The sequence below is a fragment of the Chelativorans sp. Marseille-P2723 genome, from assembly GCF_902809845.1.
In the GTDB taxonomy this organism is placed as follows: Bacteria; Pseudomonadota; Alphaproteobacteria; order Rhizobiales; family Rhizobiaceae; genus Chelativorans.
This window is the reverse complement of the sequence record NZ_CADDWI010000013.1, coordinates 1,120,542-1,141,495: the sequence shown is the minus strand read 5'-3', so window position 1 is coordinate 1,141,495 and position 20,954 is coordinate 1,120,542. Positions and strand designations below refer to the sequence as shown.

Sequence of the window (20,954 nt, the reverse complement as noted above, 5' to 3'; positions counted from 1 at the left end):
TCAATAGAACCTTTATCAGGTGCGCTCGGCAGGCGCGGGGCTGCCGCCTGAATTCGGTTGCGGCGCGCGTTCCTCCTCTTCCAGCCCTCGCACTATGTCGACAAAGCGCCGGAAAAAACGCTCCATCAAGCCCAGCGTCTGCTCGAACTCTTCTTCAGTCGGCAGGCTTGCCCCTTCTCCTCCCTCCAGCGCATCGAGACGGCGTTCAACTGCCGCTAGCCTTTCGCGAAGGGTATCCAGCTCGGCGCTCGCAGAGCCACCTGCCTCGTTCGCCGGCCGGCAGATAAGTTCGCCGGAACGTTCGCGGCAAAGCGACATAGCGCCGGTCTCCTTATCCATTCGCACATAGCCGTTGTCCGTCCGCTCCAGCCGGTAGCGCTCCTCCTGCTGTGCCAAGGACCCACCGGCAATCAGACTCAATGCGAGAAAAACCATGACGCCTGCAACTGCGTTCTGCATCGACTTCACTCCTGACTTGGGCGGAAAATGTAGCGCCTCGCTTCAAAAGCGGTACTTTCCTGCGCAAACCACTTCCACCCGCCTTCCATGAGCATTATAGCGCAGTTATGTCCAAGCTGATTTATAAGATTTCTCCGGCCGAACTTTGGCGCGAGGCGGAGCAAAAAGGCGAGTTCGGCGGTGCGCCGGTCGACCATGCCTCCGGCTTCATCCATTTCTCCACCGCGTCCCAGGTGAAGGAGACTGCGGAAAAACACTTTGCCGGGCAGGACGATCTGCTCCTTGTCGCCGTCGATGAAGACAAACTCGGTTCGTCACTGAAATACGAACCCTCGCGCGGCGGCGATCTCTTTCCCCATCTTTATGCTCCGCTTCCGATGAGGGCTGTGCGCTGGGTAAGCCCCTTGCCGCTCGGTCCAGACGGCCATCACCAGTTTCCGCCTCTGCCATCATGATGCCCCTTCTTGAAAGGACGTCACGGGAATTGCTGTTCCTGCTGGAACCGGAACAGGCGCACGCGCTCTCACTGGCCGCGCTGAAAAGCGGCATTCCCGTCTGCGCGGCGCCGCGCAAAAGCTCCAGGCTGGCTCAAACAATTGCTGGCCTCCATTTTCCCAATCCGGTGGGCATGGCAGCCGGCTATGACAAGAACGCGGAAGTTCCGGACGCGCTCCTACGCCTCGGCTTCGGCTTCACCGAATGCGGAACGCTCACGCCCAGGCCGCAGGAAGGCAATCCGAAGCCCCGAATTTTCCGGCTGGCCCGGGATTGCGCGGTGATCAACAGGCTTGGCTTCAACAATGAAGGCCATGCGGCGGCGCTTGCCCGGCTTTCTGTACGCCGCTCGCGCACCGGTATTGTGGGTGTGAATATCGGGGCAAACCGGGACAGTGAGGATCGCATCGCCGATTACGAAGAAGGCGTTCGCGCCTTTGCGGGCCTTGCCTCCTATCTCACCATCAACATCTCATCCCCCAACACGAGCGGTCTGCGAGCCTTGCAGGAGCGTGAAAGCCTTTCCGAGCTGCTGCGCCGCGTGGTGGCGGCGCGCGACGGAACACAAGGGGAAGTGGGACGCAAGGTTCCGGTCTTCCTCAAGATCGCTCCGGATCTCTCCGAGGAAGGCCTTAGCGACATCGCCGCAGAGGTTGCCGAAAAGGGCATAGATGGGGTGATCGTCTCCAACACGACGCTCTCACGTTCCGGCCTGAGCAACGCGACGGCAGCGGAGGAGGCCGGTGGCCTGTCCGGCAAGCCGCTCTTCGAACGAGCGACGATCGTCCTGGCAAAGCTGCGCCGCCTTACCGGCTCATCATTGCCCATCATCGGCGTCGGCGGCGTCCACTCGGTGGAAACTGCGCTGGAGAAAATGCGGGCGGGCGCAGACCTTGTGCAGCTTTACACGGGCATGATTTTCGAGGGGCCGGGCCTTGCCAGCCGGATCGTCCGTGGGCTCGATGCATATGCCGAAAGGAACGGCCTTCGTTCCATCGCCGAAATCCGCGACAGCAACATGCAGGCTTGGGCCGACCGGCCGCTCGATTGAACGGCTCCGGGTTAGCCGAAGGTCTCCCGTGTCCTGCGCGGCAGCATGACCAGCAGGGTGAAGCCGCGCGCCGCGAGAAAAATGTGCAGCGCCGCCCACAAGCCGTGATTGCCGAGGCTGCCTCCGACGGTGAAAAGCCATATAATAAATGCGGCAAGGGACAAGAGCATCATGTTGCGCATGTCGCGCGACCATGTGGCGCCGATGAAGACGCCATCCATCTGGAAGGCAAGCACGCCGGTGACTGCTGTAAGGGCCGCCCAAGGCAGGAAGGCAATCGCCAGCTCCCGCACCTCCGGCGCGGTCGTCAGCAGCCGAATGAAGGCATCGCCAAAGATGAGCAGAATTGTTGTTAGGACTGCTGCCAGGCCACCCCCCCAGAGAAGGGACAGTCCCACCGAACGCCGGAAGGCAGGCAGATAATGTGCGCCGACGGCACGTCCTGCAAGCTGTTCGGCGGCAGTGGCGATACCGTCGAGAAAATAGCCGGACAGCAGGAAGAAGTTGAGCAGCACCGCGTTTGCTGCAAGCGTCAGCGTTCCAAATTGCGCTCCCTGCCGAGTAAACACTGCGAAGGCTGCCAAGAGAGAAAACGAGCGGACCATGATGTCGCCATTCAACGCGAGCATGCGCGTGATTGCCTTCGTGTCAAAAATGCGGGCGAACGAAAGGGTACCCATACCTGAAAAACGGCGCGCGAGAATTGCGATTCCGAAGGCGGCCGCTATCAACTCGCCGGCAACAGTTCCCCATGCCACCCCCTCCAGACCCCAGCCGAGATGAAGACCAAGAAAGACGGACAGGACAATGTTCGCTCCGTTAAGAAGGAATTGCAGAAGGAGCCCGAGCGTTCCCTCGCCACGCCCGAGCACATACCCGAGGATGGAGAAATTGGTGAGGGTGAAGGGCGCTGCCAGCATGCGGATGCTGATATATTGGCGCATCGCTTCCGCCACCCTCGGCTCCGGATTGATGAACCATACACCGACGCTGATAACCAGCGGAATGAGCAGGATGAGTAAGAGACCGATAGCGACGGAGACCAGGAGCGAACGGACGAGTACGCCCAGCTCTTCCTCGAAGTCCTTCCTGCCATATGCCTGCGCCACGAGGCCGGTCGTGCTCGACCGCAGGGAGTTGAACGTGGTGAATGCCACGTCGAAGACGATGGCGCCGGCCGCAAGCCCACCAAGAAGTGCGGGATCGCCCAGCCGCCCCACCACCGCCGTGTCGGTAATTCCGAGTAGCGGCGTTGTGAGGTAGGCAAGCGTCATCGGTATCGCCACCGACAGAACAAGCCTGTTTGTGACCTCGAACGGGATAGGACGGTTCTTGACGCTGGCTTTATCCACGGAACGATCCGGATGAGCTAATTCGAGGCCAGCGGTTGGTCGCACTACGATCACCGCAAGGCGTTTCCGGTATTCTCGGCTGACCAGCAGCCGGAAGCTATCGACGATAATTGAGGAGCCGGATGATCATGAACGCCGGAACGACGATCACGGCTCCGAGCAAGATATAGCTCAGGAAATTGTCGAGCGCTGCCCAGCCCATGTTCCAGATGCGAAGGACCGTGTCGCGCAGGGCGTAAGCAACATCCCACGGTGTCCAGTTGAAGGCGCTCATGACGAAGCCGACAATCAGCGAGATCACCACCAGCTTCACGATAACGCGCAGCGGGGTGTCACCCAGAAATCGTGTCATTGCCGACATGCACGCACTCCCGTCAGAACCACCTTGACCGGCACATATGGGTTGAATTGAGCAAAGGCAAGCCGCAGCGGTGGAGCTTTGAGCGCCAGCTACAGCGACGTGCTGGCCGCGGGTATGCAGGAGGGCGCTCTCCAGCTTATCCAGAAAGATTTTGCAAGCTGCTTCTAAAAGATTCTACCGGCTCCCTCGCACCCGGCGGAAGCCGGCTCCATTTCGGAAAGGGTTAATCCGCCCCTAAGCGGTTTCTTAGAACTTTGGGGATAGACGGCGCACATGGAGGTTTTGTGCCATGCGTGCTGTATTCCTGGTTCTGCTTCTGGCGCTCGCCGGCTGCGCTACCACACCCGGCAATATCAATAATGTCTGCTCGGTCTTCCAGCAGAAGAACGGATGGTTCAACAATTGGCACCGTGCTGCCAAACGCACTGAGCGGGCCTATGGCGTACCCGTTTCCATCCTGATGGCAACCGTTCGGGTCGAATCGGGCTTTAAAGCCAATGCAAGGCCGCCGCGCACCAAGCTCCTGGGCTTCATCCCCTGGAAGCGCGCCTCTACCGCTTATGGTTACTCCCAGGCCCTCGATGGAACCTGGACTGACTACAGGCGCGAAACTGGCCGCTGGGGTGCCAATAGGCGCAACTTCGCCGATGCCATCGACTTTGTTGGCTGGTACCACCGCCGGAGCCATGAGCGGAGCGGAATAGCGCTCAACGATGCCTACAACCTGTATCTGGCCTACTATGCCGGGCATGGCGGCTACGCCCGGGGCGTTTGGAAGAGCAATCCGGGAATGCAGACAGCCGCCCGAAGGGTGGCTGAGATGGCCCGTTCCTACGATGCCCAAATCCAGACATGCGGATTATAGGAGGGACAACTTCCCGCAGATGCGTTGCTCCCAGGCGAGATGGCTAAGGTTTGAACGTATCCGGCATTTGCGAAGTCCTTTGCGCTCCCCTAGGATATCCAAGTTGCGGATTTGACCGATGGTCTGTCAGGCGTCGCGGTGTTTGCTGGCCGCTCGGGGGCGGCGCGGTTCGGCAGCGCCAAGGCTGGCACAGCACCTCCCGCTTCGATGCGGAGCGCAAGGACATCACGAGATGGTGGAGCACCTGGAGGCAGAGTGTTTGATGCCATCAGCCGGAGCGCCTGCGCCTGGCTACGTGCTCGCGGCTGAACATATAAGAAGTCGACCCATGCACTGGCTAGGAGCGTCCCGGTATCCTGAAGCGCTCCGCCTGGGTTGACGGCTCTTCACTTGTCTTGGAACTGCTCTCTAGCCGTCGTCCTGTACGGTCCGAAGAATTGCCGCGCGCAGTTCTGAGGTGCCTGTACCCCGTTCGGATGAGGTGGCGATCACCTCGGGGAAGGCAGCCGGACGCTTGACAATCTTCTGCAATGTCTCTTCCACCAGGCTGTTCACCGCTGTCGGCTTGATCTTGTCCGTCTTGGTCAGGACCACCTGGTAAGAGACCGCGGCCTGATCGAGAAGGTCCATCACGTCCTTATCGATCTGCTTGATACCGTGACGCGCATCGATCAGCAGGTAGACGCGCTTCAGCGTTACACGACCGCGCAGATAGTCGAAAACGAGCTTCGTCCATGCCTCGACCTGGCTCTTTGGCGCCTTGGCAAAGCCATAACCCGGCATGTCGACCAGTGCTATAGGCGGCAGCTCGCCAGGTTTGCCCGAAAAACCGTCTGGTACGAAATAATTGAGCTCCTGTGTGCGGCCGGGCGTATTCGAGGTGCGTGCAAGTCCCCTCTGGCCTACGAGTGCGTTGATTAGCGAAGACTTGCCCACATTGGAGCGCCCGGCGAAGGCCACCTCGGGCGGGCCTTCCGGGGGCAGAAACTTCATCGCGGGCACGCCGCGGATGAAGGTCCACGGTCGCGCAAACAGCTTCTCGTTCTCCTGCGCCCCTGCCTCCGCCTTCACTCTGCTGCCTCCAGTAGCTCCAGGTCGCGGCCACGAATGGCCTCCAGATTGCGGGTGATCTTGTCGGCAGGCCAATCCCACCATGCTATGGCCAGAAGACGCCGGATGGTCGTCTCGTCGAAGCGCATCTTCACCACCTGTGCAGGGTTTCCTGCCACCACCGCATAGGGCGGCACATCACGCGTGACCACCGCCTTGCCGCCGATGATGGCGCCGTCACCGATCTTCACGCCCGGCATGATGACGGCATCGAACCCGATCCATACGTCGTTTCCCACCATCGTGTCGCCACGAACTTCGCTGCGCCAACTCTCCTCGTCGAACCCTTTCTCCCAGCCCTGGCCGAAGATGTTGAAGGGATAGGTCGAGAAGCCACCAAGCACATGGTTGGCGCCGTTCATGATAAAGCGCGTCCGCTCGGCGATGGCGCAAAAGCGACCGATGATCAGCTTGTCGCCAATAAACTCATAGTGATGCAGTACGCATTTTTCTACAAAGTTTTCTGCACCTTCCGGGTCGTCATAATAGGTGTAATCCCCGATCTCGATGTTGGGCCGATCGATCAGGGACTTCAGAAAGACAACTCGCGGATGAAGCGGGATTGGATGTTTGATCTCGGGTTTCGGTCCATGCATGGGAGTCTCCATGATCGCGGTGCCGAGGGCGCTTGCTTGGGGCGCTTGGTATCGGCGGCGTGACAGCGGTCTGGCAAGGCAGCCATAGCCCGGTGGGGGACTTTCCTTCTCGTCCGGAAAATGGAGCGGTCCCTTGTGATTCTGGCATCGTAAGCGTGCAGGCGGTTCCCGGCAAGAATCCGCCTCCCGATCATGGAAAAAGAAAGCCCGCTTGAGCCGGGCTTTCTTTTGATGGAGTGGGCGGTGGCTGGGAACGGCGCAGCCTATTCGGCCGGGTCCGGTTTTTTCCTTCGGATAAGACCGACCAGGTTGTCCCATAGCTCGATCTTCGCTCCCTGCCGTTTCATGATCACGCCCTGCTGGATGATGGAAAGCAGGTTATTCCACGCCCAGTAGATGACGAGACCCGCCGGGAAGCTGGCCAGCATGAAGGTGAAGATCACCGGCATCCAGTTGAAGATCATGGCCTGTGTCGGGTCTGGCGGCGTGGGGTTCATGCGCATCTGCAGCAGCATGGTGATACCCATAATGATGGGCCAGATGCCAATCATCAGGAACGAAGGCACATCGTAGGGAAGCAGCCCGAACAGGTTGAACATCGACGTCGGATCGGGCGCCGAAAGGTCGCGTATCCAACCGAAGAAGGGCGCATGCCGCATCTCGATTGTCACGTACAGCACCTTGTAGAGCGCGAAGAATACCGGAATCTGGATCAGGATCGGCCAGCAGCCTGCCAGCGGATTGATCTTCTCCGTCTTGTAGAGCTCCATCATCGCCTGCTGCTGCTTCATCTTGTCATCCGCGTATTTCTCGCGGATTTCGAGAAGCTTTGGTTGCACCTTCTTCATGTTCGCCATGGACTTGTAGGACTTGTTAGCAAGCGGGAAGAAGATGAGCTTCACGATAACCGTGGTGGCGAGGATCGCGACGCCGAAATTACCGAACAGGCGGAAAAGCCAGTCGATCAGGTAGAACATCGGCTTGGTGATGAAATAGAACCAGCCCCAGTCGATCAGCAGATCGAACTGGCGTATGCCGTATTGCTCCTCATAGCCGTCCACGACATGGACCTGCTTTGCGCCGGCAAAAACGAGCGTTTCCACAGTCTTTTCTTCACCGGGAGCAAGGGCAATCTGATCGGTGAGGAAATCTGCCTGGAACCGTTCCCGGCCGTCGCTGAAATAGGCGAAGCGCGGCTGGAATTGCGTTTCCGCACGCGGCACGAGCGTGACGGCCCAGTACTTATCCGTAATACCAAGCCAGCCGTCGGACGATTTACCCGGGCGGACCTCCCGCTCCTGCACGTCGGAATAGTCGATCTCCTGAAGGCCCTCATCGCCTGTCACGCCGATCAAACCTTCGTGCAGGATGTAGAACCCTTGTGTCTCCGGCAGGCCAAACCGCGTGACGCGGCCATAGTTGCTCAGCGCGACAGCACCTCTCGCCTCGTTGCGGATCGTATCCGAGATTGTGAAGAGATAATTCTCATCTACGCTGAATGTACGCAGGAATGTCAGGCCCTGCTCGTTCGTATAGCTCAGCGTTACCGGCGTTGCCGGGGTGAGTTCGGAACCTTGCTCTACGGTCCAGACTGTATCGGGTCCTGGCACGGAGCCCGTTTGTGCGTTCCCGACATACCCCACCTCGACGTAATAGCCGTCGGGTACGGAAGAGGGGTTGAGCAGTTGGATATTGGGCGAGTTCTCTTCGACCGTGACGCGGTACTCCTTCAGCAGGAGGTCATCGATCCGCGCGCCCTGCAGGTTGATCGAGCCGGCAAGGCTCGGCGTTTCGATCTGCACGCGCTCAACCGAAGCGACCGCCGCCTCCCGGCTTGCTGGACCAGTCTGGGCACCACCGCCCGGCACGGCAGCACTGTCCTGCTGGCCAGTGGGCGAGGGAATATCCGATCTGCCCGCGCTTCCCTCCCCTTGCACGCCCGTCTCACCGCCGATGCGCTCGGCCTCGATGCGGGCAGCCTCGCGCTCCGCCTCGATCCGCGGGTTCATGTAGAACACCTGCCACACGGTCAATATCAGGATCGACAGCACGATCGTGATGAAGAGGTTACGATTATTTTCCATGGGTTTCCTTAGCCCGATGATCGGGTTTGCTGCCGCGGATGCGCCTGGAAAGTTCATCCTTTAGCGCCGAGAACGGCGCATCCAGTACTTCGCGTCGTCCTACGATCACATAGTCGGTACCAGGCCGCATGTCATCTGCGGCGTGGATACGCACTGCCTCGCGCAGCCGCCGGCGGACACGATTTCTTTCAACCGCATTGCCCACCCTGCGCGTCACCGTGATGCCGAGACGAGGCGGCTCCTCGTCCCCGCGATCCAGAACCTCGAGCAGGAACAACCGGCCACGATGCTTCGCCCCACGCTGGACAGCCAGATATTCTGCGCGTTTTGTCAGCCGTTCCAGTCCCGGTGCACGGCCTGACAATGCCCCGCCCCGTTCCAGAATATCTAGGCCGAAAGCCGCTTGCGGCCACGGGCGCGGCGAGCTGCCAGCACGCGCCGGCCACCCTTGGTGGCCATACGTGCGCGAAAACCGTGACGGCGCTTGCGGACAAGCTTGGAGGGCTGATAGGTGCGCTTCATTTATTTAATACCGCGGCGTGCGGCCCTTCTTCATTCTGTCTTTGCGAACAGGAGCATTCAGACCACCATAGGCGCGCGACCACGCGTGCCGGGCGGTCAGCCCGAACGTGCGGGGCTTATAGAAAGCAAGGCTTGCAAAGTCAACGAAGTGTCGATGCAATCCAGCACCCTGCAGCAAGGGAGCAGATGGATGTGGGCGGGCTCAATGCTGCCTCTTGAGCCTTACAAATCTGGGCTGGCCGCACTAGTACGCGTGCTCCAGAAACGCCGGCTCGATGGAGCCGCCCCAACGCGTGTTGAAGGCCGCGACCATTTCCTCCGCGCTTGTGGTGCCGCGCGCCACCACTTCGTCGAGCGGATCGAGGAAGCCCGTCTCGTCATAACCCTCGCTATTCTTGCGCCCCCGATTGGCCAGCCCCATGCGGGAGATCGCCAGCACCTCGCGCGCGGTATCGCGCAGACGATGGTTGCGGAAGCGCACCGACAAGCCCTCTTTAGGCACGGCATCGCGCAGCGCCTGCACCTCTTCGAAGCTCCAGCCCTTGGTCATCTCCTCCACGGCGTCGAGCGCTGCGGGGTCATAAAGGAGCCCGACCCAGAAGGCGGGCAGCGCGCATATGCGCCGCCACGGACCGCCGTCTGCTCCGCGCATCTCGATAAAGCGCTTCAGCCGCACATCGGGAAACAGGGTCGAGAGGTGATTGGCCCAGTCACCGATGGTCGGCGTGACATTCGGTACTACGCCTCGTAGCGCCCCCTCCATGAACTGGCGGAACGTAACGTGAGTACAATCATGATAGCGATCGTCACGTATGACAAAATACATGGGCACATCAAGCGCCCACTCCACATAATCCGCAAAGCTGAAATTCTCAGAGAAGACGAAGGGCAGCAGTCCGGCGCGCTGATTGTCCGTATCGCGCCAGATCTCAGCGCGCCATGACTTGTAGCCGTTCACCTTCCCTTCGGTGAAAGGAGAATTGGCAAAAAGCGCAGTTGCCAGCGGCTGCAGACGCATGCCCACCTGCATCTTGCGGCGCATATCCACTTCGGAGGAGAAGTCGAGATTTACCTGGATCGTACAGGTACGGTACATCATGTCGAGTCCGTGACTGCCTACCTTCGGCATATAGGCTGTCATAATCTCGTAGCGGGATTTCGGCATCTTCGGCGTTTCTGAGAGCCGCCATTTGGGGCTTGCGCCCAGCCCGAGAAAGCGGATGCCAAGCGGTTCTGCGATTTCCCGCAATTGCGCCAGATGTGCATTGCTCTCCCGGCAAGTCTGGTGCAGCGTCTCCAGAGGAGCCCCGGAAAGCTCGAATTGTCCACCTGGCTCCAGCGAAATGGCGCCCTGGCCGGTGGGTTCGACAAGCCCGATGATGTGGCCCTCGTCAAGGATCGGGTTCCAGCCGAGCATCTCCTGCATGCCTTCAAGCAGCGCGCGGATGCCACGGCTGCCCTCATAAGGCACTGGATGGTTTCCATCCACGTAGAAGGGGAACTTCTCATGCTCGGTGCCAATGCGCCAATCTTTGACCGGCTTGCAGCCGCCGGCCAAATAGGAGACCAACTCATCCATACCTTCAATCGGCCGGTCGTCCGTCGTATCCCGTGCCATATCACCCTTCTCCGGCCTGACAACGCATCGGCTGCACTGCGGCGGTTGATCATTGAAGCGCCTTTGCTTCTGAAAGAGCGAGCGGCGCGCAAGCAACGCTTGATTGGCCAAGCGGGAGGCGCAATCAAGCAAAAAGTTTTGAACAATGACCTTTAGCCCTCATTGCGCCAGTCGCCGGCACTGGCCTGCAGGACGGCAAGCGCTGCTACTGCTGCCGTGTCAGCACGCAAGATGCGCGGCCCAAGGGGAATGGGCACCACGAAGGAAAGCCCCCGAAGCTGGCGCCGCTCCGCATCGGAGAATCCACCCTCCGGCCCGACAAGCAGCCCGAGTTTGCGGCCTGCCAGTTTGCCGAGCGCAGGCAGGGGATCGCTTCCCGAAGCATCCTCGTCGCAAAAGACAAGCACCCGCTCCTCCTCCCACGTTTCAAGCAGCCGGGAGAGCTTGATCGGCTCGCTCAGGATGGGAACGGAAAGAATGCCACATTGCTCCGCCGCCTCGATCACATTTGCCTGAAGGCGGTGCAGGCCGATCTTCGGCACCTGCGTGTGCTGGGTAATGACCGGTTGGAGTACGCCTGCACCCATCTCCACCGCCTTTTGGACCATATAGTCGAGCCTGCCCTGTTTCAGCGGTGCAAAACAATAAAGCAGATCAGGCTGTTGCGGTTGGGGGCGCGTTCGCTCCACGAGCAACAGCCGTGTCGCCTTCTTCGAAATGTCAGTGATTCGCGCCAGCCATTCACCGTCACGTCCATTGAAGACAAGGAGTTCGGCTCCCTCTCGCATGCGCAGCACATTCGCCAGGTAGTGCGCCTGCTCAGGGGAGGTGTCGATCTCGACGCCCGCGGTCATGCTGCCCGGTAGGTATAGCCGTTGCATTTTGTAGTTCGCACGCATCAAGGCTTGATGCGTCCTTGCGCCCGCCGGGTCAAGGTCCCTCGGTGACGGTCCGGCCGTTGGCTGCTGACTGGCGCGGCAGAAAAATCACAGCATCTAAGTAAAAGGTCCGAACAACATAATCCGGTACTTGCGTTAGGCACGGAAACAAGCCATTTCGCCGCTGGGGACGGGCTCTGCAAGGGTATCGGCACGGAACCAAATGGTAACCATACCCTTTGTATGGTTGAGACCATATCGAACAGAGACATGAACACGATGCGCACTGCAATTTTTTCGCTGATGCTTCTTACTGCCATAATGATAAGCGGCGCCGGAATTTACGCAGCTACGGCTTCGGGTGCCTATCCTGCTGCGGATGACGGTTATGGCATATCGCAGGTCGCGCAATAGGCTATTGCAACAGACTACGAGGCCACTTCCATCAGGCGTTTGTGCCTGCCTTCGAACATCATTCCTGTCAGCCGGCCCGTAAAGAAGGCCCCTGTGTCCAGGTTCACCCGGTTGGGTCTGATCTCGGCCGTGGGCTGAGGAGTATGGCCGTGCACCACGAGCTTTGGGTGGAGGGCCTCATGGTAGCGGAAGCGCTCGCGAATCCAGACCAGGTCATCCTCTGCCTGCTCCTCCAGCGGAACGCCTGGCCGGATGCCGGCATGGACGAAGAACAGGTCACCGAATGTTGCCCATCGCTTCAAGCCGCGCAGAAAACGAATATGCTCTTCCGGGATCGCCTCCTGAAGCGCCGCATGGCCCGTCACAAGTGCTTCGTACGGGCTGAAGGCAATCTCGACACCATAGGAGCGCGCGGTCGCCTCCCCGCCATTATTCGCGAAGAGGCCTTCGGCGCGAGGGTCCGCAAGAAAGGCCAGAAGGTCGAGATCATGGTTGCCGGCGATAGCGATCACGCGTTGATCCATTTCCGTTACGCCGGAAAGAAACTCCAGCACCTGCCTTGTAGCTGGGCCGCGGTCGACATAGTCGCCAAGATAGATGATGCGCCAGTCTTCGTGACGGTCGCGAAGGATTTCGCCCATGATCTGCCGATGCATTTCCGTTAGCAGGTCGTAGCAGCCGTGTACGTCGCCGACCGCGTAAATGCGCATGCCAGGCGGAGTCGCGGCCTCGGTGAAGGATATGCCTCGTTCAGCTTCCATCGATCACGATCAGATGCAGTGCGCGCGGCCCATGGGCTCCAAGCAACAGCGTCTGTTCGATGTCGGCCGAGCGGGAAGGACCAGTGATCAGGTTCAGCGTGCGCGGCATCGTGCCCTTTCCAAATGCCTGCCGGATCGCTGAAAGCGCCGCTTCCAGATCTCCTGCAATATCGCTAGCATCTACCGCTACGATATGGTGTTCGGGCAAAAAGTTGACAGTGGTAGGATTCGCTTCACCTGAATAAAGAAGCACGGTTCCCGTCTCGGCAATGCCCGCAAAAGCAAAGCTGACACCCGCCTCGTCCTGCGGCCCGGCCGGACCGGGCTCTACCTTGAGGGATCCGGCTGTCTGCCAGGGCATCGCCTTCAGCCGCGCATCCGTTCCCATGCGAACTGAAGCCGGCAGGTTCCGCGCCCGTAGATAGGCTGAGACCGCACCCGGTACATCGTCAATGCTGGCCACCCGCTCGACCGACGCCGAGACCTGGCGGGCCTTCTCGCAGAAGAGCGCGACCCGGTCCTTCTCCGGCAACCGTCCGCGTGCAGGCACGACGCCGGTCGGCGTCTCTGCAAGCCGCCAGGCAACCGCCTGTGTTCGCGCCTCGTCATCCCGCGCAACGCCCAGCGCCGCCCGAAGCTTGTTCAGCACCGCAGTGCGGCCGTTCATATTTCCGCACCCCCCGAAACGCTGCGATCGCGCCATTGCTGCATGAAAGTACGTCCTTCAGGAGCCGGCAGGTCGCGGTACTGCGTCCAGCCGCTGGCAAGCGGCAAGCGGCGGAAGGCGCCTTTTCTGCGGCCAACAAGCGCCAGCGCCGGCATGGCCAGCGAGGTGGCGAGGCGGTAGAGCCTCGGCCGGCGCGCAAACATTGCCCACACCTTGATGCCGTATCTGTCGACAGCCGGATTAAGCGCACGCTCGAACTCGCGTTCGCGCCAATGCCGCATCATCTTCGGCAGCGGAATTTTCATCGGGCAGACCGCCTCGCAGCGCCCGCAGAAGGTAGAAGCGTTTGGCAGGTGGCCTGCCTTGTCCAGGCCTGCAAGCGCGGGTGTCAACACGGCTCCCATGGGGCCGGGATAGACCCAGCCATAGGCATGGCCGCCTACCGCGTGATAAACCGGGCAGTGGTTCATACAGGCGCCGCAACGTATGCAGCGCAGCATCTCCTGAAACTCCGTGCCGAGCATGGCAGAGCGGCCATTGTCGATGAGCACCACGTGATATTCTTCCGGTCCGTCCGGGTCATTCGGCCTGCGCGACCCGGTGGAGAGGGTCGTATAGACGCTCATTTCCTGCCCTGTTGCCGAACGCGCGAGGAGCCGCAATATCTGGCTCAGGTCTTCCAGCGTCGGCACCACCTTCTCGATGGATGCCACCACGACATGCACCTTCGGAAGGGTCTGGGTCAGATCGCCATTGCCCTCATTCGTGACGATGACCGAACTGCCCGTCTCCGCGACAAGAAAATTTGCGCCCGTGATACCGACATCGGCCGCAAGGAACTGCGAACGCAGCACCTCGCGCGCTTCGCCCAGCAGCGCCACCGGTTCGGAAAGGTCGCGCTCTTCCGGCAGATGGGTGTGGGCATGGCGGAAATCAGTCTCCACCTGATCCCTGTTCAGATGCACGGCGGGCGCAATGATATGGCTTGGATGCTCGTTGCGAAGCTGGATGATGTATTCGCCCAAATCGGTTTCGACCGGGCGGATGCCTTCCTTCTCAAGAAAGGCATTGAGGCCAATCTCCTCGGTGATCATGGATTTGCCCTTGGTCACCGTGCGCGCGCCCGACGCGCGGCATATATCGAGGATAATGGCACGGGCATCTTCAGCCGTCTCGGCCCAGTGGACCCGGCCACCGGCCTCTTCCACCTTCCGCTCATAGGCTTCCAGATAAAGATCGAGATGCGTGAGCGTATGATCCTTGATCGCACGGGCCGACTCCCGCAGCGCATCGAATTCCGGCAGGGCATCGACCGCCACCTTGCGCTTATCTATGAAGCCGGAGCGCACATGGCCGAGCGCCCTTTGAAGCTGCGGGTCGGCGAGCGCTCCGCGCGCGTTCTCCTTAAAGGCCGGTGAGGTGATCTGCATCAGCCGCGCTCCCTGCCGATCGCCGGCCCCTCGTCCATGCCGGCCAGAACTTCGGCAACGTGGCGAACCTTGATATCCGCCTCCTCTCTTCGAAGCTTGCCAGCCATGTTCATCAAGCAGCCCAGATCGCCCGCAAGCAAGGTTCCAGCGCTGCTGGCGCGGATATTTGCCGTCTTCTCCTCCACCATCTTGTTCGAGATCTCCGGGTATTTGACACAAAAAGTGCCGCCGAAGCCGCAGCAGACGTCAGGGTCCTTCATTTCTTCCAGCTTCAGGCCGGCCACTGTACCAAGGAGCTTGCGGGGCTGCCGCGCTATTCCCAATTCCCGCAGTCCCGAACACGAATCATGGTAGGTGACGGTGCCCCGATGCGTCGCAGCCACCGATTCGACGCCGGCCACGTCCACGAGGAAGCTCACCAGTTCATAGACTTTTTCTGAGAACGCGGCAGCGCGCGTTTCCCACTGCGGATCGCCCTTGAAGAGGCTCGGATAGTGCTTTTTCAGCATGCCCGCACAGGAACCTGAAGGCGCGACGATAAAATCATACTCCTCGAAGGTTTCGATTGTAACACGTGCAATGTCGGCCGTGTCCGCCCGGTCGCCCGAATTATAGGCAGGCTGCCCGCAGCAGGTCTGCGCCATTGGCACCTCGACCTCATAGCCGGCATCCTCCAGAAGCTTGACGGAGGCAAAGCCTACGCTGGGCCGGAACAGATCGACCAGGCAGGTGACGAAGAGGCCGACTCGACGCGATTCTTGCATTTTCTTTTCCAAGGCTCGTTCATTTATTCTCCTGCCGCGCGCGATCTGTCGCGAACGCTCCTGCGGACCTGTTCTGCGTTCCTCGGCCCAGCACGCTGCTGCAGGCGCAGCCTTGCCACGCGCTCCCACTCGCCGGTCCGCTCCACCTCTGCATTCGTCTTCGCCACGAAATCAATATGCGCGATGGAAGCCGCCCGCGCGCGCTCGGCATCCCCTTCGCAGATGGCGAGGAAGATCGCCCGATGCTGCTCCAGCAGTTCCTCCCGGGCCCCCGGCAGGTCGTAGATCCGGGCCCGGCTGAAGAAGACGCCCTCCGCCAGAAGCCGGTAGCAGGAGCGCAACGTATGGAGAAGCACGAAATTATGCGCACATTCGCCCACCGCATTGTGAAATTCGACATCGATTTCGGCTTCGGCGTCGAAATCCCCGCTTGCATGTGCCTGCTCCATACGCCTTATAATGTCCTGAAGAAACGCCTTATCGGCCTCTGTGACTCGGTGCGCCGCCATTTCCGCAGCGACTGCCTCCACCTCGCGACGGTATTCCAGATAATGGGCGGTAGCTTTCGGGTGTGTGGCGATCAACTCCCGCATGGGTGGCGCGAAAACTTCCCCAACCACATTGGCCACAAAGGTGCCGCCACCCTGACGCGTAAAAAGAAGACCCCGCGCCTCCAGCGACTTCAACGCTTCGCGCAGGATAGGGCGCGAAATGTTCATTTCCGCCGCAAGTTCGCGCTCCCCGGGCAGTCGATCACCATCGCGCAGGACACCCTCAAGGATAAGCTCCTCGATCTGGCGCACCACTGCGTCGGCCGTCCGTCCGTGCTCGATCCTTCGATAGATGGTGCTCACAGGGCGTCGTTCCTAAGCCGGAGAGCGCGACTGTAACGGCATTGACGTAAATTGGTCAAATGTTTTAACCAGTACATTCAGCGGCATTGCCCGTTCACCTTGTCCTTTCGCCGGAAGGTTGCCATGTCCGGACCGCTTATGCCGAAAGCCGATCCCGAAACGCTGAGAAAGCGGGAGGAGATCGTCGCCGATATGGCGCATATCGTGCCGGGTGAAGGCGTTGTTTCCGACGAGAACGGCATGCGCGTCTTTGAGAGCGACGGTTTGACCGCCTATCGGCAAATGCCGCTAGTCGTCGTCCTTCCGGAGACGGTGGCACAGGTCTCTCGAATCCTGAAATACTGCCACGAACGGAACATCCGTGTTGTGCCGCGCGGCTCCGGCACCTCCCTTTCCGGCGGGGCCTTGCCGCTTCAGGATGCGGTGCTGCTCGTCATGAGCCGCTTCAACCGCATTCTGGAAATCGACTTCGCCAACCGCGCGGTAGTTGCACAGCCGGGCGTGACCAATCTGGGAATCACGCAGGCAGTCGAGCATGAAGGGTACTATTATGCACCGGACCCTTCCTCGCAGATCGCCTGCTCTATCGGCGGCAATGTTGCGGAGAATTCCGGCGGCGTGCACTGCCTGAAATACGGGCTTACCGCCAACAACATCCTCGGCATAGAAATGGTGCTTATGAATGGCGAGGTGATCCGCCTCGGGGGCAAGCACCTTGATGCGGAGGGTTATGATCTGCTTGGCCTCATGACTGGGTCTGAGGGGTTGCTGGGCGTTGTCACCGAAGTGACGGTACGTATCCTGAAGAAGCCGGAAACAGCGCGCGCGCTTCTCATCGGCTTCCCTTCGAGCGAGCAGGCAGGCCAGTGCGTGGCAGACATCATCGGTGCGGGGATCATCCCAGGCGGCATGGAGATGATGGACCGACCGGCGATCCATGCGGCGGAAGACTTCGTGCGTGCTGGCTATCCGCTGGATGTCGAGGCGCTGCTTATCGTGGAACTGGACGGGCCTCAGGCAGAAGTGGACCATCTCATCAGACGGGTGGAAGACATCGCCGCCGCCAATGGCTGCACCACAAGCCGGGCCTCAAATTCCGACGAGGAGCGGCTTTCCTTCTGGGCGGGCCGCAAGGCGGCCTTCCCTGCCGTTGGCCGCATCTCGCCCGATTATTATTGCATGGACGGCACAATCCCGCGCAAGGAACTGCCGCGGGTTCTTGCGGGTATGCGCGCACTTTCACGGAAGTATGGGCTGCGCGTTGCCAACGTCTTTCATGCAGGCGATGGCAATCTCCACCCTCTCATCCTCTATGACGCCAACGAGCCGGGCGAGTTGGAGAACGCGGAAGCTTTCGGTGCGGACATATTACGGCTGTGCGTCCAGGTTGGCGGAGTTCTCACAGGGGAGCACGGCGTGGGCGTGGAAAAGCGTGACCTGATGCCCGAGATGTTCTCCGAAGAGGATCTCAATCAGCAGATCCGCGTAAAATGCGCCTTCGACCCGAATCATCTGCTCAATCCGGGAAAAATGTTCCCGCAGCTTCACCGGTGCGCGGAACTAGGGCGCATGCACATTCATCGGGGGCGGATACCGTTCCCGGACATTCCGAGGTTCTAGCATTGCCACAGCGATCCTTAAACCACGGGATAGCGTCTGCTTTAACCGGAAAGCCGGACGCATGACCACCTTCACCCCGAAAACTTCCGCGGAGATACTCGACATCGTCCGCTGGGCGGTGTCGGAGGAGACGCCGCTGGAAGTGCTCGGCCATGGCTCCAAGCGCGGGATCGGCCGCCCCTTGCAGACGGAAGATGTTCTGGACCTGTCCGGCCTTGCGGGGGTTACGCTTTACGAGCCGGAGGAGCTGGTCCTTTCCGCGCGGGCAGGAACGCCGATTGCCGAGCTTGAGCAACTGGTCGCCCGGCATAATCAGCAATTTGCGTTTGAGCCCATGGATTACGGCCCTTTGCTGGGCATCGAAGCTGGGCACGGTACGATCGGCGGCGCGCTTGCATCAAATCTTTCCGGACCGCGCCGCATCAAGGCGGGGGCTGCGCGCGATCATGTGCTTGGCATTCATGCGGTTTCCGGCCGGGGCGAAGCCTTCAAATCCGGCGGACGGGTCGTCAAGAACGTGACGGGCTACGATCTTTCCAAGGGGCTGGCTGGGTCCTGGGGAACGCTCGCTGTTGTCACTGACGTAACCTTCAAGGTTCTGCCAACCGCAGAGACAGAAAGGACGCTCGTAATCACCGGACTTGATGACGCACACGCAGCGGCCGCAATGGCGGAGGCGATGAGTTCGACCTGTGAGGTCTCGGGTGCCGCCCATCTGCCGGAGGGTGTTGTCGGGCGCTTTCTGGACCGCGCCCTCTCCGGCGGCGCAAGAACCGTTTTGCGCATCGAGGGTTTTGGCCCTTCGGTCGAATACCGCTTCAACCGCCTTGCCGCCCTCGTAAAGCCTCATGGACCTGTTGATAGCCTGGAGAGCGGGGAATCACGTAAGCTTTGGCGGGAAATCCGAGATTGCCGGCCTTTCGCAGACGGCACGCAAGCGCCCGTATGGCGCGTGTCTATCGCACCGACGCAAGGGTACCGGATGGTGGACGCTTTCCGTCGGGCTGCCGGCGCCAACGCTTTTTATGATTGGCAAGGCGGGCTTGTCTGGCTGCGGATGGAAGCGGATCCGGAAGCCGATATCCTGCGGAAGCTGATTGCACATTTCGGCGGCGGCCACGCCACCCTTGTGCGCGCTACCGCTTCCCTGAGAGAAACGATTCCCGTTTTTCATCCCCAGCCGCCTGCCCTCGCCGCTCTTTCCCTGCGGCTGAAGGAGCAGTTCGACCCAAGAAACATCCTCAATCCGGAGCGGATGGCGGCAGGCTGAGGGCGTGATAAAGTCGAGCAGCCACAATCATGGAGACCGACATGAGTGAAACCGACGCACAACCGCCCGCACCTAAAACGGGATGGCTGGAACCCGGACCGGCCAACATCCAGGTCATCTATGTCCTGTATCTCCTCGGCTTCGTCATTGGCATTTCTGCACTGGTGGGCATCGTCATGGCCTACCTCAATCGCGGGCAATCTGCGGAGTGGCTTGAGACCCATTACACCTGGGCCATTCGCACCTTCTGGATCGGCGTTCTTTATGCCGTCATCTCCACCGTGCTGATGGTGGTGGGCATCGGCTTCCTGCTCATGCTCCTTGTGGCTGTCTGGCTGGTGGTGCGGGTGGTCATCGGCTTGCAGCGCGTAAGCCGCAACGAACCCATCAGCAACCCGCTAAGCTGGGTGCTCTAGGAGAAACATGCAGACAAACTTCACGCCCGAGCAGCTTGCCGATCCGCAAATCGCGGAGTCGGAATCGATCCTGCGCAAATGTGTTCATTGCGGCTTCTGCATGGCCACTTGCCCGACCTATGTCGAGCTCGGCAACGAGCTCGACTCCCCGCGCGGGCGCATCTACCTCATCAAGGACATGCTGGAAAAGGGGCGTGCGGCCGACCGCAAAACAGTGAAGCATATAGATCGCTGTCTTTCCTGCCTCTCCTGCATGACAACCTGCCCATCAGGCGTGAACTACATGCATCTTGTCGATCATGCGCGGGCCCATATCGAGAAAACCTATCGCCGCCCTCTAATCGATCGGCTTACGCGCGCCATGATCGCCCGCGTACTGCCTTATCCTGGCCGCTTTCGCCTTGCCCTTCGGCTTGCAATGCTAGGGCGCCCTATGGGACCGATCCTTGGAAAGATCCGGGCGCTGAAACCTCTAGCCGCCATGCTGGCTCTGGCGCCCAGCCACTTGCCTATCGCCGGGAAAGAACAAGCAGCGGCTAACGGATCCATTGACAGACCCCACGGGCGCGTCGCGGTTCTTGCTGGCTGCGCACAATCCGTGCTTGATCCTGGCATCAATACCGCAACCCAGCGGCTACTGGCGCGACTTGGCATCGAGGTTGTCCCGACAGAAGGCGAAGGCTGCTGCGGCGCGCTGGTTCATCACATGGGGCGCGAGAAGGAAGCACTCGCCTTCGCGCGGAAGAATGTGGACGCATGGAGCCGTGTCATTTCCAAACATGGAATCGACGCGATTATCATCACCGCATCGGGCTGCGGCACAACCATCAAGGATTATGGCCACATGCTGCGGCTCGATCCCGCCTATGCGGAAAAGGCGGCGCGGGTTTCAAAGCTTGCCAGGGACATCACGGAGTATCTGGCGGCGCTTGATTTACCTGAGCCCGTAATCCGTCCGGGCATCGAGATCGCCTATCATTCCCCCTGCTCGATGCAGCATGGACAGAAAATCATGCGCGAGCCGAAGGCGCTACTGGCGCGCGCCGGCTTCATTGTGCGAGAGCCGCGCGAGGGCCATCTTTGCTGCGGCTCTGCCGGCACCTACAACATCCTCCAGCCTGAGATCGCAACGCGACTTCGCGACCGGAAGGTGAAGAACATCGAGGCTACCGGAGCGGCAGCGGTCGCCACCGGAAACATCGGCTGCATTACGCAGATCGCTTCGGGCTCGAAGCTGCCGATCGTCCACACGGTGGAACTCATCGATTGGGCCTATGGAGGTCCAAAACCGGCAGGCGTTCCCGAGCCTGCGCTTAAAGCGCGATTGGCTGCAGCCGCGGAACAATAAAGAAAGGCAGCACCTCCCC

At 60.3% G+C, this 20,954-nt stretch carries 22 protein-coding genes; 7 read left to right on the top strand and 15 right to left on the bottom strand.

The window, feature by feature from the left end; all coding sequences use genetic code 11:
• Nucleotides 1-15: 15 nt before the first annotated feature.
• Nucleotides 16-459, bottom strand: coding sequence for a hypothetical protein (locus HUS57_RS16740; protein WP_173935002.1), 444 nt, complete (start codon nt 457-459; stop codon nt 16-18).
• A 107-nt stretch (nt 460-566) separates the two neighbouring features.
• Between HUS57_RS16740 and HUS57_RS16735 the strand changes: the two genes are divergently transcribed.
• Together HUS57_RS16735 and HUS57_RS16730 are read left to right on the top strand one after the other, a co-directional pair.
• Nucleotides 567-914, top strand: a complete 348-nt coding sequence (locus tag HUS57_RS16735) for a DUF952 domain-containing protein (RefSeq protein ID WP_173935001.1) — start codon at nt 567-569, stop codon at nt 912-914.
• Nucleotides 911-2,005: a quinone-dependent dihydroorotate dehydrogenase gene (locus HUS57_RS16730; RefSeq protein WP_173935000.1), complete on the top strand. Its 1,095-nt coding sequence runs from the start codon at nt 911-913 to the stop codon at nt 2,003-2,005. The genes HUS57_RS16735 and HUS57_RS16730 overlap by 4 nt, the downstream gene beginning before the upstream one ends.
• Nucleotides 2,006-2,016: 11 nt before the next feature.
• Here the strand turns inward: HUS57_RS16730 and HUS57_RS16725 are convergent, their stop codons facing one another.
• Both HUS57_RS16725 and HUS57_RS16720 read right to left on the bottom strand, forming a co-directional pair.
• The gene (locus tag HUS57_RS16725; protein WP_246727916.1) at nt 2,017-3,357 is read right to left on the bottom strand and encodes an MATE family efflux transporter; all 1,341 of its coding nucleotides are present in this window, start codon (nt 3,355-3,357) and stop codon (nt 2,017-2,019) included.
• 97 nt (nt 3,358-3,454) lie between these two features.
• Nucleotides 3,455-3,718, bottom strand: coding sequence for a DUF6460 domain-containing protein (locus tag HUS57_RS16720; protein WP_173934999.1), 264 nt, complete (start codon nt 3,716-3,718; stop codon nt 3,455-3,457).
• A gap of 289 nt (nt 3,719-4,007) precedes the next feature.
• Here HUS57_RS16720 and HUS57_RS16715 point away from each other — a divergent pair, with 289 nt between their 5' ends.
• A complete protein-coding gene (locus tag HUS57_RS16715; RefSeq protein ID WP_173934998.1) occupies nt 4,008-4,583 on the top strand; it encodes a transglycosylase SLT domain-containing protein in 576 nt (191 codons plus the stop codon).
• 408 nt (nt 4,584-4,991) lie between these two features.
• Here HUS57_RS16715 and yihA read toward each other — a convergent pair whose 3' ends face one another.
• From yihA to HUS57_RS16655, 12 genes are all read right to left on the bottom strand, one after another.
• Entirely contained in the window at nt 4,992-5,654 is a 663-nt protein-coding gene (yihA, locus tag HUS57_RS16710) for a ribosome biogenesis GTP-binding protein YihA/YsxC (RefSeq protein ID WP_246727915.1), read from the bottom strand.
• A complete protein-coding gene (locus HUS57_RS16705; protein ID WP_173934996.1) occupies nt 5,651-6,289 on the bottom strand; it encodes a CatB-related O-acetyltransferase in 639 nt (212 codons plus the stop codon). Before HUS57_RS16705 ends, yihA begins: the two co-directional genes overlap by 4 nt.
• Nucleotides 6,290-6,552: 263 nt before the next feature.
• The gene (gene yidC / locus HUS57_RS16700) at nt 6,553-8,373 is read right to left on the bottom strand and encodes a membrane protein insertase YidC (RefSeq protein WP_173934995.1); all 1,821 of its coding nucleotides are present in this window, start codon (nt 8,371-8,373) and stop codon (nt 6,553-6,555) included.
• Entirely contained in the window at nt 8,363-8,737 is a 375-nt protein-coding gene (gene rnpA / locus HUS57_RS16695; RefSeq protein ID WP_173934994.1) for a ribonuclease P protein component, read from the bottom strand. Before rnpA ends, yidC begins: the two co-directional genes overlap by 11 nt.
• A gap of 23 nt (nt 8,738-8,760) precedes the next feature.
• Nucleotides 8,761-8,895, bottom strand: coding sequence for a 50S ribosomal protein L34 (rpmH, locus tag HUS57_RS16690; RefSeq protein ID WP_173934993.1), 135 nt, complete (start codon nt 8,893-8,895; stop codon nt 8,761-8,763).
• 244 nt (nt 8,896-9,139) lie between these two features.
• On the bottom strand, nt 9,140-10,513 hold the full coding sequence (locus tag HUS57_RS16685; RefSeq protein ID WP_173934992.1) for a glutamate--cysteine ligase: 1,374 nt from the start codon (nt 10,511-10,513) through the stop codon (nt 9,140-9,142).
• Between the two features lie 152 nt (nt 10,514-10,665).
• Nucleotides 10,666-11,412, bottom strand: a complete 747-nt coding sequence (locus HUS57_RS16680) for a 16S rRNA (uracil(1498)-N(3))-methyltransferase (RefSeq protein WP_173935244.1) — start codon at nt 11,410-11,412, stop codon at nt 10,666-10,668.
• A 407-nt stretch (nt 11,413-11,819) separates the two neighbouring features.
• The gene (locus tag HUS57_RS16675; RefSeq protein WP_173934991.1) at nt 11,820-12,566 is read right to left on the bottom strand and encodes a metallophosphoesterase family protein; all 747 of its coding nucleotides are present in this window, start codon (nt 12,564-12,566) and stop codon (nt 11,820-11,822) included.
• Entirely contained in the window at nt 12,556-13,233 is a 678-nt protein-coding gene (locus tag HUS57_RS16670; RefSeq protein ID WP_173934990.1) for an LUD domain-containing protein, read from the bottom strand. Before HUS57_RS16670 ends, HUS57_RS16675 begins: the two co-directional genes overlap by 11 nt.
• Nucleotides 13,230-14,663, bottom strand: a complete 1,434-nt coding sequence (locus HUS57_RS16665) for a LutB/LldF family L-lactate oxidation iron-sulfur protein (RefSeq protein ID WP_173934989.1) — start codon at nt 14,661-14,663, stop codon at nt 13,230-13,232. The genes HUS57_RS16670 and HUS57_RS16665 overlap by 4 nt, the downstream gene beginning before the upstream one ends.
• Nucleotides 14,663-15,427: a (Fe-S)-binding protein gene (locus HUS57_RS16660; protein ID WP_173934988.1), complete on the bottom strand. Its 765-nt coding sequence runs from the start codon at nt 15,425-15,427 to the stop codon at nt 14,663-14,665. The genes HUS57_RS16665 and HUS57_RS16660 overlap by 1 nt, the downstream gene beginning before the upstream one ends.
• Before the next feature lie 23 nt (nt 15,428-15,450).
• Nucleotides 15,451-16,281, bottom strand: coding sequence for an FCD domain-containing protein (locus HUS57_RS16655; RefSeq protein ID WP_173934987.1), 831 nt, complete (start codon nt 16,279-16,281; stop codon nt 15,451-15,453).
• A 123-nt stretch (nt 16,282-16,404) separates the two neighbouring features.
• On the opposite strand from HUS57_RS16655, the gene HUS57_RS16650 reads away from it, so the two are divergent.
• The 4 genes from HUS57_RS16650 to glcF all read left to right on the top strand — a co-directional run bounded on the left by HUS57_RS16650 (nt 16,405) and on the right by glcF (nt 20,935).
• Nucleotides 16,405-17,901 (top strand): FAD-linked oxidase C-terminal domain-containing protein, encoded by a 1,497-nt coding sequence (locus HUS57_RS16650; RefSeq protein ID WP_173934986.1) that lies wholly within the window; start codon nt 16,405-16,407, stop codon nt 17,899-17,901.
• Nucleotides 17,902-17,962: 61 nt separating this feature from the next.
• Nucleotides 17,963-19,171: a glycolate oxidase subunit GlcE gene (gene glcE / locus HUS57_RS16645; protein ID WP_173934985.1), complete on the top strand. Its 1,209-nt coding sequence runs from the start codon at nt 17,963-17,965 to the stop codon at nt 19,169-19,171.
• Between the two features lie 41 nt (nt 19,172-19,212).
• The gene (locus tag HUS57_RS16640) at nt 19,213-19,587 is read left to right on the top strand and encodes a DUF4870 domain-containing protein (RefSeq protein WP_173934984.1); all 375 of its coding nucleotides are present in this window, start codon (nt 19,213-19,215) and stop codon (nt 19,585-19,587) included.
• 7 nt (nt 19,588-19,594) lie between these two features.
• Nucleotides 19,595-20,935, top strand: coding sequence for a glycolate oxidase subunit GlcF (gene glcF / locus HUS57_RS16635; RefSeq protein ID WP_173934983.1), 1,341 nt, complete (start codon nt 19,595-19,597; stop codon nt 20,933-20,935).
• Nucleotides 20,936-20,954: the final 19 nt, after the last annotated feature.